Below are 16,676 nucleotides of genomic sequence, written 5' to 3' on the forward strand. Positions count from 1 at the left end.
GTATAATGAAACGATGTATTAAGAAGAAAGAGGTGTTTTCATGGAGGATTTTTTGGGATGGAAACATGTATTCAAGCTGGATCCAGAGAAGGAGTTAAGCGAACGGGATCTGGAGCTTATTTGCGAGTCTGGAACAGATGCTGTCATTGTCGGCGGCAGCGATGGTGTTACCTTAGATAATGTTTTGCATATGCTCGCGAGCATTCGAAGATACAGCGTACCATGTGTACTTGAAGTATCAACAATTGATTCGGTTACGCCGGGTTTTGATTATTACTACATACCGACCGTACTCAATAGCCGGAAAACAGAATGGATTACAGGACTTCATCATGAGGCGCTGAAGGAGTTCGGCGACATTATGAATTGGGATGAAATTTTTACAGAAGGCTACTGTATCCTAAATGCGGATGCAAAAGCAGCAAAGCTGTCAGAGGCACGATGCGATCTAACAAATGACGATGTTATTGCGTATGCCCGTATGGCAGACAAGCTGTTTCGCTTGCCTATTTTTTATTTGGAGTACAGCGGCGTTTACGGAGACCCGGAGCTTGTGAAGCAAGTAAAGGAAGCGCTCGAACATGCAAGGCTGTATTACGGAGGCGGTATCACCAGTGCCCAGCAGGCAGAGGAAATGGCACAGTATGCGGATACTGTTGTGGTTGGCAATATCATATATACAAACATTGAGGAGGCTTTGCGAACAGTACAGGCGGTAAAAGGGAGGGAGTAAAATGAATACAGCTGAAAAATTGTTAACAGGATTGAACCGAGAGCAGCAGCAGGCGGTAAAAACGACGGACGGGCCACTCCTCATTATGGCTGGAGCCGGAAGCGGAAAAACACGTGTGTTAACACACCGTATCGCATATTTATTAGCGGAGAAGAGCGTGGCGCCATGGAATGTGCTGGCGATTACATTTACGAATAAGGCCGCGCGCGAAATGCGAGATCGTATTGATAAGTTGGTAGGACCTGAAGCGAGTGATATTTGGATTTCGACGTTCCACTCAATGTGTGTGCGTATTTTACGACGTGATATCGATCGCATCGGAATTAGCCGGAATTTCACGATTTTAGATGACAGTGATCAGCTCACAGTCATTAAAAATATTTTAAAAGAGCGCAATGTGGATCCGAAAAAGTTTGAACCGCGTGCCTTACTAAGCGGCATTAGCAGTGCGAAAAATGAACTGCTTTCCCCAGCGGATTATGCAAAGCAAATTACGCCGGGCGAGCCGTTTGAGAAAATGGTTAGCGATGTGTATAAGGACTATCAAAGCCGCCTCTTAAAAAACAACGCGCTTGATTTTGATGATTTAATTATGACAACGATTCGGTTGTTTGAGCGTGTGCCGGAAGTGCTGGAGTTTTATCAGCGAAAGTTTCAGTATATTCACGTAGATGAATATCAAGATACGAACAAAGCCCAATATAAGCTTGTGAATATGATGGCCTCGCGCTTGAAAAACCTTTGTGTAGTGGGCGATTCTGATCAATCTATCTACCGCTGGCGCGGCGCGGATATCGCAAATATTCTATCCTTTGAGAAGGATTATCCGAGCGCAAAGGTAATTCTGCTTGAGCAAAATTATCGTTCGACGAAAAAGATTTTAAGGGCTGCCAATGCAGTCATTGAAAACAATCTGCAGCGCAAGGCAAAGAACCTTTGGACCGATAATGACCAAGGAAGCCATATTTCGTACTACCGAGCAGTAACGGAGCAGGATGAGGCATACTTTGTTGCGAAGAAAATACGGGAAGAGGTACAAAAAGGAAGACGAAACTATAGCCAGTTTGCTGTGTTATACCGGACGAACGCGCAGTCGCGTGTGGTCGAGGAGGTTTTCTTAAAGTCAGGTATTCCGTACAAAATCGTTGGGGGTACGAAGTTCTATGACCGTAAAGAAATCAAGGACTTATTAGCATACTTGCGTTTAATTGCTAACCCGGATGACGAAATTAGCTTCTCACGTATTATTAATGTGCCGAAGCGCGGTATTGGGGCAGCTTCTATTGATAAAATTATTAACTATGGACGCGTGCATGATTTGTCGCTCGGTGAGGTGCTAGAGCGCATTGACCTCGTTGGGCTCACGGGCAAAACATCCAAGATGGTCGAGGAGTTTTACAAGAGTCTCAAAGGCTGGGTGCAAATGCAGGAATACTTGTCTGTTACGGAGCTCGTTGAGGATGTGTTAGAGAGAACGGGATACCGTGAGGCGTTAAAAAATGATCGCACACTTGAATCAGAAGGACGCTTAGAGAACTTAAACGAATTTCTATCGGTGACGCAAAGCTTTGAAGAACAAAGTGAGGACAAGAGCCTTGTGGCATTCCTTACAGACTTGGCGCTTGTTGCTGATATTGACCGTGTAGATGAGCAAAACAATTCTGGTGAAGAAGTCATCATGATGACAATGCATGCAGCGAAGGGCTTAGAATTCCCGGTTGTGTTTATTCTCGGCTTAGAGGAAGGAATCTTCCCGCATTTGCGTGCGTTAATGGATGAGAGTGAAATGGAGGAAGAGCGTCGCCTCGCCTACGTTGGCATTACGCGTGCAGAGGAAGAACTGTACTTAACGAATGCACAAAGCCGTACGTTATACGGTAGAACAAATGTGAACGCAGAATCCCGGTTTATTAAGGAAATCCCGCAGGATTTGATAGAGCCGCTTCATACAGTTCCTAAACAACGTGCATTCCCGAGCGCGTCTCCGGTAAGGTCCGCTCCTGTCCGCAGCGCGGTGCAAACTCCTGCCTTAAAAGCAACTGGCGGCGAGCAGATGGATTGGAAGCCGGGAGATCGGGCTTCACACGGAAAGTGGGGCATTGGCACGGTTGTAAGTGTCAAGGGTACAGGAGATGGAATGGAGCTTGATATCGCATTTCCGAGTCCGACTGGAATTAAACGATTGCTTGCAAAATTTGCGCCGATTACAAAGATGTAGGAAAGGGAGTGAGGAGAATGGCAAACGAAGCTGTATCGGCTCGCATTGAAGAACTTAGGGATATTTTAAATAAATTAAACTATGAGTATCACGTATTGGACAATCCTTCTGTTTCCGATGCGGAATACGACCGCTATATGCAGGAGCTGATTCGTCTTGAGGAAGAGAATCCAGAGCTTATGACAGAGGATTCTCCGACTGTTCGCGTTGGCGGTGCGGTGCTTGATATGTTCCAAAAGGTAACGCATAAGGCACCGATGCTAAGCCTTGGGAATGCATATAATGAAGGTGATATAAAGGACTTTGACCGGAAGGTACGGCAAGGAACGGGTGCGGAGCATGTATCGTATGTCTGCGAACTGAAAATTGATGGTCTTGCCGTTTCCCTTCATTATGAAAATGGCCGGTTTATACAGGGTGCAACGCGCGGAGATGGAGTGACCGGAGAGGATATTACAAGCAATTTAAAAACAATTAAAGCTATTCCGCTCCGTCTTACTGAGGATGTAGCCTTAGAGGCGCGCGGGGAAGCTTATATGCCAAAAAGCTCATTTCAAAGGCTGAATGAGGAGCGGGAGCAAAGAGGAGAGACGGTATTCGCGAATCCGCGTAATGCCGCAGCGGGCTCGCTCAGGCAGCTTGACCCGAAAATTGCGGCTCAGCGTAACCTTTCCTTCTTTGTTTACGGTCTTGCTAATTTGGAAGGGCGAACTGTCTTTTCTCATGGAGAGGCATTGAATCTTCTCGGAGAGCTTGGATTTAAAACAAATCCGCATCGTCGTGTATGTCAAACCGTTGAAGAGGTTGTAGCCTTTGTAAAAGAGTGGGAGGAGAAGCGCCATACACTTGATTACGAAATCGACGGAATTGTAATTAAGGTAGACGAATTAGCCTTGCAGGAAAAATTGGGGACAACGGCAAAAAGTCCGCGCTGGGCTGTTGCGTATAAATTTGCGGAAGAGGAAGTTACGACAAAGCTCATTGATATTGAGCTAAATGTCGGACGTACAGGAGCGGTGACACCAACTGCAATTTTAGAGCCAGTTCGTGTGGCGGGTACGGTCGTAAGACGGGCTTCGCTTCATAATGAAGATTTAATCCGTGAAAAGGATATTCGCATTGGTGATTATGTAATTGTGAAAAAGGCTGCTGAAATCATTCCAGAGGTAGTCGCCTCTATTAAGGAGCGCCGCATAGGAGATGAGCAGGAATTCCGCATGCCGACCCATTGTCCGGAATGCGGGAGCGAGCTTGTCCGGCTGGAGGAAGAGGTAGCGCTTCGCTGCATAAACCCTGTATGTCCGGCAAAGATTCGAGAAGGGCTTATTCACTTTGTATCTCGTGACGCGATGAATATCGAAGGGCTGGGAGAGCGTGTAATCACCCAGCTGTTTGATGGGAATCTTATTCGCACGTTTGCTGATCTATATACGCTCACGAAGGAACAGCTGCTTGCTTTAGAGCGATTTGGAGAGAAATCTGCAACTAACTTAATTGCTTCCATTGAGGCATCCAAGGGCAATTCGCTTGAAAAGCTGCTGTTTGGTCTTGGTATTCGTCATGTTGGCGCGAAGGCAGCTCGTACTCTTGCGCAGCACTTCCAAACGATGGAGCGGCTGCAGACAGCTTCTCAGGAGGAATTGACGTCCATCAAAGAAATTGGGGAAAAGATGGCGCAGTCTATTACGGCATACTTTGAGAATGAAGAGGCGCAGCAGCTCATCAAACAGCTTCAGGCGCATGGCGTAAATATGGCATATAAAGGTCCGCAGCCTGTGAATATAGACGAAGCAGATTCGTATCTTGCGGGGAAAACAGTTGTATTAACCGGAAAGATGGAATCAATGGGACGAAGTGAAGCGAAGAAGAAACTTGAAGCTTTAGGTGCAAAGGTGACAGGCAGTGTTAGTAAAAGCACAGATTTGGTTATTGCCGGTGAAGCAGCGGGGTCGAAGCTGGAGCAGGCGCAGAAGCATAATGTTGAGATTTGGGATGAAGAGAGATTTTTGCAGGAGCTTAACAAATAAGAGTAGGCGGTTGGGTATGAAAAAGTTAACATTACTTATCGCAAGCCTTTGGCTGCTTCTTAGCGGGTGCAGCCCGGGCTTTCAGCAAGAAGAGAAAATTGTAAAAGAAACGAGCGATTCAAAAGAAAGTGCAGTTGTTCCGAAGTATTCAATCTCAGATGAATACTATAAAACGCTCATTCCATTTCAAGAAGGAGCGGCACGCGGCTTAGTTGTGCAAGGCTTAAACAGCCGATTGGATATCGATGAGTTTGAAACAGGACTGATGCGCATTGCGCAAAAAACCTTTAGTACGAAGGACTATTTATTTCAAGAAGGTCAGTATTTGGACAAACGAACAGCACAGCTGCTTGTTGAGAGACAACGGACTGATGCTCAGCAGGCGGAGCTTGAAAAGAAATTAAATAAGAAGGTACCGAACATTGGCTTAAATCCTCCTCTTGATGAAAGTGCGGCGGGGACGGCTGAAGAAAAGAATGCGAAAAGCCCAATTTATATTTCCAACATTTTAGAACATAACTACCTTGTGAAGAAAAGCGATAATAAGGTTGAGCTAAGCGGCGTTGTGGTTGGACTTGCGATGAACTCTGTGCACTATTTTAATACGGAGCAAGGATATCCTAGGGAGCAAAAGATTTCGGTCGAAGAATCATTAGCGCAAGGAAAGAAAATGGCGCAAACAGTGTTAGAAACCCTGCGTAAAAAGGATGAACTCAAGAACGTTCCCATTATTATTGCCATCTATCGTCAGGAGGCAAAGTCCTCGCTCGTACCTGGCAATCTCCTCGCATATACAAAAGTAGATAAAGGAGATGATACGGCCGATGATTGGGAAAGTTTAGATGAAAAGTACTATTTATTTCCATCCGAGGAAGCATCTAAAAATTATCGGGAGGATGCTATGAAGGTTTCTAATTTCCGTTCTGACCTTTCAGAGTATTTTCCAAATGATTTCACAGCTGTTGTAGGACGCGGCTTTTATAAGGATGGCCAGCTGCAGGAACTAAAGATTAGTATCCCTGTGCAATTTAATGGAAAGGCAGAAATTATTGGCTTTACCCAATATGTAACGGGTCTTGTTATGGAGCATTTCCCGAATTATATAAAGGTAGAAGTAAATATTTACTCTGTGAATAATCCAGAAGCGGTGATTCTTCGTGATGTGGATCAAGAAGAACCGTTTGTTCATATTTTTAGTTAGAAATGGATTACAGGCTTTCATTTTGATCTGTTGTTTTATTTTTTAGTAAGGTGATCGAAAAGAGGAACTATTTCTCTGCTCGGTTACCTTTTTTTGTTACTGCTGACCATGCTTTTTCAATATAACTGAGTGGAAAGGCTTAAACTGTGAGGTTGGCAGGGACATAACAGGGAAAACAGAAGAATATATTAAACTGAGGAGCTAGCTCACCGGTACAAAAAGCGAAGCTTTTGGATGAGCGATTATCTAAACAAAATGGAGAAAGTTTTCCGAAATAATGATTTGGTGATGCGAACATTTGAAAAGGGGGAAGGATGATGGTAGCACCCTATAATCATGAGCCTTTTACAGATTTCAATCTTGAGGCAAATCGCCGCGCATTTGAAGAAGGGCTTAAGACAGTAGATGCATACCTTGGGCAGGATTATCCGTTACGAATTGGGGATGAACGTATTGTAACAGAGGAGAAGATTGTATCTGTAAACCCGGCAAATAAGGAGGAGATTATTGGACGAGTTTCAAAAGCAAACCGTGAACTGGCGGAGAAGGCTATGCAGGCTGCGGATAAAGTATTTCAAACATGGAGAAAGTCTAACCCGGAAATGAGGGCAGATATTTTATTTCGAGCGGCCGCAATTGTTCGGCGCAGGAAGCATGAGTTTTCTGCATTATTAGTGAAGGAAGCTGGAAAGCCGTGGAGAGAGGCGGATGCAGACACAGCGGAAGCTATTGATTTTATGGAGTACTACGGACGTCAAATGCTGAAGCTGAAGGATGGTATGCCGGTAGAGAGCCGTAAAATAGAGTATAACCGTTTTACGTATATTCCATTAGGGGTAGGAGTCATTATTTCTCCTTGGAACTTCCCGTTTGCGATTATGGCAGGGATGACGGCGGCAGCACTTGTTTCCGGCAATACGGTATTGCTCAAGCCAGCAAGTACAACACCTGTTGTAGCGGCAAAATTCATGGAGGTCTTAGAGGAAGCAGGTTTGCCTGCAGGGGTTGTAAACTTTCTTCCGGGGAGCGGTGCTGAGGTAGGTGATTATATAGTTGATCATCCTCGTACACGATTCATCAGCTTCACAGGGTCAAAGGAAGTGGGAATTCGTATTTATGAGCGGGCAGCCAAGGTGAATCCAGGACAAATTTGGCTAAAGCGTGTAATCGCAGAAATGGGCGGTAAGGATACAATTGTTGTTGATCGGGAGGCGGATTTAGAGCTTGCGGCACAATCAATCGTTGCATCTGCGTTCGGATTTTCCGGTCAAAAGTGCTCCGCTTGTTCTCGCGCGGTTATTGTAGAAGATGTGTATGACTTAGTACTGCAAAGAGCGGTAGAATTGACGAAGCGGCTTACTGTCGGAGATCCTTCTGACCAAGGAACATATATGGGGCCTGTGAATGATGAGGGAGCCTTTCAGAAGGTGATGAGCTATGTGGAAATTGGGAAGCAGGAAGGAAAACTTATGACAGGCGGGGAAGGGGATAGCTCTAAAGGCTGGTTTATTCAGCCGACGATTTTTGCAGATGTAGCGGAAGATGCCCGTATTATGAAGGAAGAAATTTTTGGACCGGTCGTTGCATTTTGCAGAGCCAGAGATTTCAATCATGCGATTGAGATTGCAAATAATACGGAGTATGGCTTAACAGGGGCGGTTATCTCGAATAATCGTAAGCATATCGAGAAGGCGCGCGAGGACTTTCATGTTGGCAACTTGTACTTCAACCGCGGCTGTACCGGTGCGATTGTTGGGTATCAGCCGTTTGGCGGATTCAATATGTCAGGTACAGACTCAAAGGCAGGAGGTCCTGACTATCTATTGCTTCACATGCAGGCAAAAACGACATCGGAAATGCTTTAAGGAAGGAATATAAAGGGAAGGTGGAGCCTTTCCTTTTTTGATTTCTTTTACATTTTATGAGAAGGGGTTAAGGGGTTCTCGAAAAACCTGAAACCCTCTCTGGAAAATCAACCGCTTTCATTATGAAAATGTGCTCATAGACCTTGAAATTCTATGTAAAAGTTATACAAGTATCGTGCCGCAGGTTGCTTAATATCTGAAAAGTTTGGTATCATCAATATTATTGCATAAAGAACGAGTTTTTATGGAGGTGGATGAAACGTGTCAAGAATTTCTGTAGACACTGTAAAGCACGTTGCAAACCTAGCCCGTCTTGCGATTACGGAGCAGGAAGCAGAGAAGTTCTCCAAGCAATTGGATGCAATCTTAACGTTTGCTGAGCAATTAGAAGAATTAGATACTGAGAATGTAAAACCAACATCCCACGTATTGGATATCAAAAATGTTATGCGTGAGGACATTGCAGAAAAAGGCTTGCCTGTTGAAGAAGTATTGAAAAATGCACCGGACCATGACGAGAACCAAATTCGCGTGCCTGCCATTTTGGAATAGAGGAGAGAGAGCATGTCTTTATTTGATTACTCAATTTCGGAGCTGCACAAAAAGCTCCATAGCAAAGAGATTTCTGTTACGGACTTAGTAGAAGAGTCCTATAAACGCATTGCACAAGTAGAGGACAAGGTACAGGCGTTTTTAACTCTAGATGAAGAAAACGCCCGCGCTAAAGCGAAGGAGTTAGACGAAAAAGCAGGCAAGGCGGATGAGTACGGCTTGTTGTTTGGTTTGCCGATTGGTATTAAAGACAATATTGTCACAAAAGGTCTTCGTACAACATGCGCGAGCAAAATTTTAGCTAACTTTGATCCAATTTATGACGCAACAGTTGTACAAAAGCTGCAAAGTGCAGAAACGGTTACAATCGGTAAGTTGAATATGGATGAGTTTGCGATGGGTTCCTCCAACGAAAACTCTGGCTTTAAACCGACGAAAAACCCATGGAACATAGAATATGTACCAGGCGGCTCGAGCGGCGGATCTGCTGCGTCTGTTGCAGCGGGAGAAGTATTATTTTCTTTAGGCTCTGATACGGGCGGCTCGATTCGTCAGCCAGCAGCGTATTGCGGAGTCGTTGGTTTAAAACCTACATACGGACGTGTATCCCGCTTCGGACTTGTTGCATTTGCTTCATCACTTGACCAAATCGGACCGATTACGCGCACTGTTGCGGATAACGCATACTTACTGCAAGCAATTGCAGGCGTGGACAAAATGGATGGAACTTCAGCTCCTGTAGAGGTACCAGACTATTTATCCGCTTTAACAGGTGATGTAAAAGGCTTGCGTATTGCAGTTCCTAAGGAGTACTTAGGAGAAGGTGTAAGCGAGGAAGCGCGTCAATCTGTTCTTGCAGCACTTAAGGTGCTTGAGGGCATGGGGGCAACTTGGGAGGAAGTATCTCTGCCGCACTCTAAGTACGCACTTGCTACGTATTATTTACTATCATCTTCAGAGGCTTCTGCCAACCTGGCGCGCTTTGACGGCGTACGCTACGGAGTGCGCTCCGACAATGCTTCCAGCTTAATCGAGATGTACAAGCAAACGCGCAGCGAAGGCTTTGGCGATGAAGTAAAGCGCCGCATTATGCTTGGCACATTCGCGTTAAGCTCCGGCTATTATGATGCGTACTATAAGAAGGCGCAGCAAGTACGCACGTTAATTAAAAATGACTTTGAGAATGTGTTTGAGAAGTATGACGTTATTATTGGACCAACTGCTCCATCTACTGCGTTTAAGCTTGGTGAAAAAATTGACGATCCATTAACGATGTACGCAAACGATATTTTGACGATTCCAGTAAACCTTGCGGGGGTTCCTGGTATTTCTGTGCCGTGCGGTTTCGGTGCGAACGGCTTACCGCTTGGCCTTCAAATTATTGGAAAACACTTTGATGAATCAACTGTATACCGTGTTGCTCATGCGTTCGAGCAAGCAACAAATTATCATAAACAAAAACCGGTGCTGTAAGGGGGCGAAAAGAAATGGAGTTTGAAACAGTCATAGGGTTAGAGGTTCACGTTGAGTTAAAAACAAACTCAAAAATTTTCTCCGCAAGTCCAAATGAATTCGGTGCGCCTCCAAACACGAATACAAGCGTAATTGAATTAGGATATCCAGGCGTATTGCCGGTGGTAAACAAGAAAGCGGTAGAATTTGCGATGAAGGCAGCAATGGCATTAAATTGTCAGGTCGCGACAGAAACGAAATTCGACCGGAAAAATTATTTTTATCCTGACAATCCAAAAGCATACCAAATTTCTCAATATGATAAGCCGATTGGCGAGCACGGCTGGATTGATATTGAAGTAAATGGCGAGAAGAAACGAATTGGTATTACACGTCTTCATTTAGAAGAGGATGCAGGAAAACTAACACATACAGGCGATGGCTTCTCACTAGTAGACTTGAACCGCCAAGGAACACCGCTTATTGAAATTGTATCTGAGCCGGATATTCGTACGCCGGAGGAAGCTTATGCATATTTAGAGAAGCTGAAATCTATCATCCAATATACAGGTGTATCTGACTGTAAAATGGAAGAAGGCTCACTTCGCTGTGATGCAAACATTTCCCTTCGTCCGGTTGGGCAAAAGGAATTTGGTACAAAAACAGAGCTGAAAAACTTAAACTCCTTTGCCTTTGTACAAAAGGGCTTAGAATATGAGGAAATTCGTCAGGCGGAAATACTGCGCGCAGGCGGAGTGATTGAACAAGAAACACGCCGCTACGATGAAGCTACGAAAACAACAATTTTGATGCGCGTAAAGGAAGGCTCTGATGATTACCGTTACTTCCCAGATCCAGATTTAGTAGACTTATACATTGATGATGAGTGGAAGGCACGCATTCGTGCGGAAATTCCTGAGCTGCCAGACGCGCGTAAAAAGCGCTATGTAGAGGAGCTTGGCTTGCCGGCTTACGACGCAGCAGTGTTAACAGTAACAAAGGAAATGTCCGATTTCTTTGATGCTGCTGTCGCGAGCGGTGCAGACGCAAAGCTTGCTTCGAACTGGTTAATGGGTGATGTATCGGCGTACCTAAATAAAAACGGCAAAGAGCTGAACGAAATTGCTTTAACACCAGAAAGCCTTGCTGCAATGATTAAGCTAATCGAAAACGGTACAATTTCTTCTAAAATTGCGAAGCAGATCTTTGTTGATCTGGTTGAAAAGGGCGGAGACCCAGAAGCGATTGTAAAGGAAAAGGGTCTTGTGCAAATCTCTGATGAGGGAGAGCTGCGCAAAATTATCAACGAAGCGTTAGATAAAGGTCCGCAATCGATTGAAGATTATAAGAATGGTAAAGAAAAAGCACTTGGTTTCTTTGTTGGTCAAGTTATGAAGGCAACAAAGGGACAAGCAAACCCTCCTCTTGTGAACAAGCTATTGCTTGAGGAGATTGCGAAACGATAAAGACGCGATCGACCCGCCATGGGAGAAGGCGGAGGTGCAGCTGCGCTTATACTTTACACGTGAAATTTCCAGCTGCGTTGAATAGTTTCTCAGTTGGAAATGTATAATTTCTTAAAGTATAACAAAAAAACCAACGATTCATGGTGTATGAGTCGTTGGTTTTTTCTTCTCACAATCATTTGTATATGTATAAGGCTTAATCAAACGTTTGATTAAGCATACTAAGATAGTTGCAAAATGATTATAATGATGATACATCTAAATTTAGAGGATTTTTTTATGAAATGAAAGATTAAATAAGTAGGATGATGTGTAAATGAAACGTGCAAGAATCATTTATAACCCTACTTCCGGACGTGAGCTGTTTAAAAAGCATTTGCCGGAAGTGCTGCAAAAATTAGAACAAGTAGGCTATGAGACATCTTGTCATGCAACAACAGGAGCAGGTGACGCGACGGAGGCGGCAAGGCAGGCGGTGGAGCGTAAGTTTGATGTAGTCATTGCAGCTGGAGGGGACGGGACGCTGAATGAAGTTGTAAACGGGCTGGTCGGTGCTGCGCATCGTCCGAAGTTTGGTATTATTCCGGTTGGTACAACAAATGACTTCGCCCGTGCAATTGGCGTGAATCGTTCCATTGAAGAGGCGGCAGATATTATTTGCGAAGGTCATTCCGTTCCGCTTGATATTGGGCGTGCTAATGACAAATACTTTATTAACATCGCCGGTGGCGGCCGTATTACAGAACTAACATTTGAAGTACCGAGCAAGCTAAAAACAGTTTTAGGACAGCTGGCGTATTACCTAAAGGGGATTGAAATGCTGCCATCCTTGCACCCGACATATGTAGAGATCGAATATGATGGGAAAATGCTAAACGAAGAGATTACACTTTTTCTCATTACGAATACTACCTCAGTCGGCGGCTTTGAGAAGGTAGCTCCGTACGCCTCCATTAATGATGGCTTGTTTGATTTGCTTGTTTTGAAGAAGGGTTCAATCGCTGACCTAATTAAAGCAGCATCACAGGCGCTGCGCGGGGAGCATATTAACAATCCGCAAATCCTATATACGCAGGCAAATCGTATCAAGATACATACTCCTGAAAAGCTTATGATTAACCTAGACGGAGAATATGGCGGCGATGCACCGATGGAGTTTGAGAATTTGTATCATCATTTAGAGCTTTTTGTACCAAAGGAAGACCGCTGATTGAAGCGGTTTTTTTTGTTTCTATTTAGAAGCTAGTGTTTGATAGATGTGCATGATGTGTTGTGTGAAGGAGTTATAATGCAGCTTTAAAAAGTAAGGCTTCTTAAATTTAGTTACTTTTGAGCTGCTTATGAGGAGTTTTCTTTTTAGGGTCAAAATATGATAAAATGAACAACAGCATAAAACTGAAAATGAGGTTGAATCAATGAGAATGGCACCGCCCGTTGAAAAAAACGAGTACATAGATGCAGTATTTGAGGATGTAACACATGATGGTGCCGGCGTGGCGAAGGTGAATGGTTATCCCATTTTTGTTCCGCACGGCTTGCCTGGGGAAGAGGCAAAGATTAAGGTTATTAAGGTAAAAAAGAACTATGCATTTGGGCGTCTTATTGAGCTGTACAAAGAAAGCCCGTATCGTCAGGAAGCGCCTTGCCCTGTTTATAAGCAGTGCGGCGGCTGCCAGCTGCAGCATGTAAGCTACGAGGGGCAGCTGCAGATTAAAGAAAAGCAGGTACGAGATGTAATGGCACGCATTGGCGGATTAAAGAATGTAATGATTCACCCTGTACTTGGTATGGAACATCCATGGCTATACAGAAACAAAGCACAGGTACCAATTGGCGACCGTGAAGGCGGTCTCGTTGCTGGCTTTTACCGTCAAGGAACGCACGACATTATTGATATCGAGTCATGCCTTATCCAAGTAGAGGAAAATGATGCGCTCATTCAAGAAGTAAAGCGAATTTGCAGCAAGCATGGCGTTCAGGCTTACAATGAAAAGCTGCATAAAGGAACGCTCCGCCATGTGATGGTTCGCTATGGTCAAGTAACGGGAGAAATTATGCTTGTCTTTATTACACGAACGGATGAGCTGGCACATAAGCAAGCGATCATTGAGGAAATCACAGCAGCATTTCCAAACATTAAATCCATTGTACAAAATGTAAATGAGAAACGGACGAATGTTATCTTTGGAGAGAAGACCAAGCTGCTTTGGGGCTCTGAATATATATATGACTATATTGGAAACGTAAAGTTTGCGATCTCCGCCCGTTCCTTCTATCAGGTTAATCCAGTACAAACGAAGGTGCTGTATGAAAAGGCACTAGAGTATGCAAAGCTAACAGGAGAGGAGACAGTGATTGATGCATATTGCGGAATCGGTACGATCTCTCTATTCCTAGCGCAAAAGGCAAAGCATGTATATGGCGTGGAAATTGTGCCGGAAGCAATTGAGGATGCGAATCGCAATGCGGAGTTAAATGGTATTACGAACGTAGAGTTTGCGGTTGGAGAGGCTGAAAAGATCATCCCGAACTGGTATGAGCAAGGCATCCAAGCCGATGTAATCGTGGTTGATCCGCCGCGTAAAGGCTGTGACGAATCGCTGCTTGAAACAATTATCGCGATGAAGCCAAAACGTGTTGTATATGTATCTTGCGACCCGGCAACTTTAGCTAGAGATTTACGTATTTTGGAGGATGGCGGATTTAAAACGCTTGAGATTCAGCCGGTTGATATGTTTCCTCAGACGATGCATGTGGAGTGTGTGGCACAATTAGTCTTGGTATAACAGAATTTAAAAGGCAATGGGCTTGTGATCAATCACATATCTCCATTGCCTTTTAAATTTGCTTCTCCGATCCTTTTAATCCATGCAAGGGACTTTGCCCTGATAAATTCCAGGTCAAGCAAAGTATCCTTTTCTGTAATACGAATGTGGAACTGACCATGGTTTTCGGTTGAAACAATAGGAGGAGAATCTCCATATATAAGCTTTATTGGATCACCTGTAGCAGAATTATGACTTATCCAGGAATGCAAGAAGGCAGTTGTTCCTTTAAAACATTTTTGTATAATCATTAGATCCTTGTATCTGTTGAGGTTAGGAGCAGGTACATAGAAAGATAGAGACTAACCATCTGTCGGATAGAATACATTACCGTTGTATCCCTTTTATATTTAAGATGACAGAACCTCAATAATATGGGAAAATGATTGTAGTAAAATATTGTAAGAAAATATAACAACCTAATGGGGTTATGGAAAATGATCAATTATGCTTGGAGTTGTGTACAGGTTTCCCGGTGGGGTCAAGACCTAGGTACTGATTCTAAGATATTATTAACAGTTTATCTTTATAGAGGATAGATATTAGCAGCTATGTTTTATTAAAAGCCCATTAAAGATTAGATAAATGAATATAGGGAAGTTAATAAGTATTATAGATAAACCGTGTTAGATGTCATAGAAATCTAGATAAACTGTATGCAGCCAAAAATTTTGCGCTTGATATGCAAAAAAAATTGCATATATGCATAGGAATTTGGCTGTAACCTTAAAAAATGTTTAACAATTCAGTCAATTGATTTGGCACGAAAATTGCATGTAAAACGAATGAAGGTAAATGCTAGCTTAGCTGCAGTTACTTACTATAATCAAAGGGGGAGCAGGAATGGAAAAAGCGGGAAAACAAGAATATGAACTAAAGCGGGGAATGAAAGCAAGACATCTATTCATGATTTCATTAGGGGGGTGTATCGGTACAGGATTCTTTCTCGGGTCTGGTTATACGATTCATGAGGCAGGGGCGATGGGCGCTATTTTGTCATACATAGTAGGCGGCTTTATTATGTATTTAACAATGCTGTGTCTTGGTGAACTTTCTGTAGCCATGCCGGTTTCTGGTTCATTTCAAACGTATGCAACAAAGTTCATTAGTCCCGCTATGGGATTTGCTATTGGCTGGCTGTACTGGCTAGGATGGGCGGTAACAGTTGCACTGGAGTGCTTGTCGGCATCTCAACTCATGCAGCGGTGGTTTCCCTCATCTCCTGTTTGGATGTGGTGCGCATTGTTCGCATTTTTGCTATTTTTGCTCAATGCCTTGTCCGCAAAGGCATTTGGCGAGTCAGAGTTCTTTTTTTCCAGTATTAAGATATTAGCTATTCTTCTATTCATTATTCTTGGAGGAGCCGCTATGTTTGGTGTTATTCCAATCAAAGGTGGACAAGAAGTACCGTTATTCTCCCGCTTTTTCGATGAAGGCTTGTTTCCGAATGGAGTAAGTGCATTACTTATCACGATGATTACGGTAAACTTCTCTTTCCAGGGAACAGAATTAATTGGAATTGCAGCAGGGGAAAGTGAAAATCCTGCTAAAACAATTCCAAAGTCTATTAAACAAACAGTCTGGCGGACTCTTTTCTTCTTTGTTCTATCTATAGTTATACTTTCAGGTCTTATTCCGAGGGAACAGGCTGGAATTACCGAGAGTCCATTCGTTGTCGTGTTAGATAGCTTAGGAATCCCGTACGCTGCAGATATAATGAATGTTATTATTTTGACAGCACTGTTGTCCGTAGCTAATTCAGGCTTATATGCAGCGACTCGTATGCTGTATGCGCTTTCTAAGGAGGGGATGGCAAAGCCGTGGGTCGGCCAAGTAAATAAAAGGGGAGTACCGATGAAGGCTTTAATTATTACAGTTGCCATCGCAGGCCTTTCACTGTTATCAAGCGTAGTAGCAGAAAAGACAGTATTTGTTTGGCTCCTTTCACTTGCTGGATTAGGCGCACAAATTGGTTGGATTGCCATTACAGCATCGCAGATTGCATTTCGAAGAGCATACACCCGTAAAGGCGGCAAGGTAGAGGACTTAAAATTTAAGGTCCCGCTCTACCCAATCCTTCCACTGATTGCACTGCTGTTAAATTGTATTGTGATGATTAGTCTTGCGTTTGATTCGGAGCAGCGAATCGCACTTTATTGCGGAGGTGTGTTTTTTATTGGCTGTTATATATTGTATGAATGGAAGATTAAGAGAACCCGTCAAGCAGAAACAAGACCGCAGGAGGTACAGCTTGAATCTAATAAAGAGATGATTATATAAAATCTCTCTAGGGGAACAACGACAGAGGAGAATCAATTCCTAAAAACAATTTATAGA

General features: G+C 43.7%; 11 protein-coding genes. All 11 read left to right on the forward strand.

The features are described 5' to 3' along the window. Nucleotides 1-40 precede the first annotated feature (40 nt). The 11 genes from pcrB to AC6HZ4_RS01600 all read left to right on the forward strand — a co-directional run bounded on the left by pcrB (nt 41) and on the right by AC6HZ4_RS01600 (nt 16,619). Nucleotides 41-733: a heptaprenylglyceryl phosphate synthase gene (gene pcrB, locus AC6HZ4_RS01550; RefSeq protein WP_497493269.1), complete on the forward strand. Its 693-nt coding sequence runs from the start codon at nt 41-43 to the stop codon at nt 731-733. A 1-nt stretch (nt 734) separates the two neighbouring features. Then, a complete protein-coding gene (gene pcrA, locus AC6HZ4_RS01555) occupies nt 735-2,951 on the forward strand; it encodes a DNA helicase PcrA (protein WP_497493270.1) in 2,217 nt (738 codons plus the stop codon). A gap of 17 nt (nt 2,952-2,968) precedes the next feature. Next, nucleotides 2,969-4,978 (forward strand): NAD-dependent DNA ligase LigA, encoded by a 2,010-nt coding sequence (gene ligA, locus AC6HZ4_RS01560; RefSeq protein WP_497493272.1) that lies wholly within the window; start codon nt 2,969-2,971, stop codon nt 4,976-4,978. Nucleotides 4,979-4,994: 16 nt separating this feature from the next. After that, nucleotides 4,995-6,179 carry a CamS family sex pheromone protein gene (locus AC6HZ4_RS01565; RefSeq protein WP_497493273.1) on the forward strand — a complete coding sequence of 395 codons (1,185 nt, stop codon included), beginning with the start codon at nt 4,995-4,997 and terminating at the stop codon, nt 6,177-6,179. Nucleotides 6,180-6,496: 317 nt separating this feature from the next. Then, nucleotides 6,497-8,044 carry an L-glutamate gamma-semialdehyde dehydrogenase gene (pruA, locus tag AC6HZ4_RS01570; protein WP_497495560.1) on the forward strand — a complete coding sequence of 516 codons (1,548 nt, stop codon included), beginning with the start codon at nt 6,497-6,499 and terminating at the stop codon, nt 8,042-8,044. A gap of 261 nt (nt 8,045-8,305) precedes the next feature. Further along, a complete protein-coding gene (gene gatC / locus AC6HZ4_RS01575) occupies nt 8,306-8,596 on the forward strand; it encodes an Asp-tRNA(Asn)/Glu-tRNA(Gln) amidotransferase subunit GatC (protein WP_497493274.1) in 291 nt (96 codons plus the stop codon). A 12-nt stretch (nt 8,597-8,608) separates the two neighbouring features. Continuing rightward, on the forward strand, nt 8,609-10,069 hold the full coding sequence (gatA, locus tag AC6HZ4_RS01580) for an Asp-tRNA(Asn)/Glu-tRNA(Gln) amidotransferase subunit GatA (RefSeq protein ID WP_497493275.1): 1,461 nt from the start codon (nt 8,609-8,611) through the stop codon (nt 10,067-10,069). Between the two features lie 14 nt (nt 10,070-10,083). Beyond that, nucleotides 10,084-11,514, forward strand: a complete 1,431-nt coding sequence (gene gatB / locus AC6HZ4_RS01585) for an Asp-tRNA(Asn)/Glu-tRNA(Gln) amidotransferase subunit GatB (RefSeq protein WP_497493276.1) — start codon at nt 10,084-10,086, stop codon at nt 11,512-11,514. A gap of 316 nt (nt 11,515-11,830) precedes the next feature. Next, nucleotides 11,831-12,724: a diacylglycerol kinase gene (locus AC6HZ4_RS01590; protein ID WP_497493277.1), complete on the forward strand. Its 894-nt coding sequence runs from the start codon at nt 11,831-11,833 to the stop codon at nt 12,722-12,724. A 211-nt stretch (nt 12,725-12,935) separates the two neighbouring features. Then, on the forward strand, nt 12,936-14,300 hold the full coding sequence (gene rlmD, locus AC6HZ4_RS01595; RefSeq protein ID WP_497495561.1) for a 23S rRNA (uracil(1939)-C(5))-methyltransferase RlmD: 1,365 nt from the start codon (nt 12,936-12,938) through the stop codon (nt 14,298-14,300). Between the two features lie 882 nt (nt 14,301-15,182). Continuing rightward, nucleotides 15,183-16,619, forward strand: a complete 1,437-nt coding sequence (locus tag AC6HZ4_RS01600; protein ID WP_497493278.1) for an amino acid permease — start codon at nt 15,183-15,185, stop codon at nt 16,617-16,619. The last annotated feature ends 57 nt before the right edge of the window (nt 16,620-16,676 follow it).

This window comes from Ectobacillus sp. OTK, from assembly GCF_059698935.1.

Bases quoted from the DNA above. Each gene is read 5' to 3' on its own strand.
- pcrB (WP_497493269.1), top strand. From the start codon at position 41: ATGGAGGATTTTTTGGGATGGAAACATGTATTCAAGCTGGATCCAGAG.
- gatB (WP_497493276.1), top strand. From the start codon at position 10,084: ATGGAGTTTGAAACAGTCATAGGGTTAGAGGTTCACGTTGAGTTAAAA.
- AC6HZ4_RS01600 (WP_497493278.1), top strand. From the start codon at position 15,183: ATGGAAAAAGCGGGAAAACAAGAATATGAACTAAAGCGGGGAATGAAA.
- AC6HZ4_RS01590 (WP_497493277.1), top strand. From the start codon at position 11,831: ATGAAACGTGCAAGAATCATTTATAACCCTACTTCCGGACGTGAGCTG.
- pruA (WP_497495560.1), top strand. From the start codon at position 6,497: ATGGTAGCACCCTATAATCATGAGCCTTTTACAGATTTCAATCTTGAG.
- pcrA (WP_497493270.1), top strand. From the start codon at position 735: ATGAATACAGCTGAAAAATTGTTAACAGGATTGAACCGAGAGCAGCAG.
- AC6HZ4_RS01565 (WP_497493273.1), top strand. From the start codon at position 4,995: ATGAAAAAGTTAACATTACTTATCGCAAGCCTTTGGCTGCTTCTTAGC.
- gatA (WP_497493275.1), top strand. From the start codon at position 8,609: ATGTCTTTATTTGATTACTCAATTTCGGAGCTGCACAAAAAGCTCCAT.
- ligA (WP_497493272.1), top strand. From the start codon at position 2,969: ATGGCAAACGAAGCTGTATCGGCTCGCATTGAAGAACTTAGGGATATT.
- rlmD (WP_497495561.1), top strand. From the start codon at position 12,936: ATGGCACCGCCCGTTGAAAAAAACGAGTACATAGATGCAGTATTTGAG.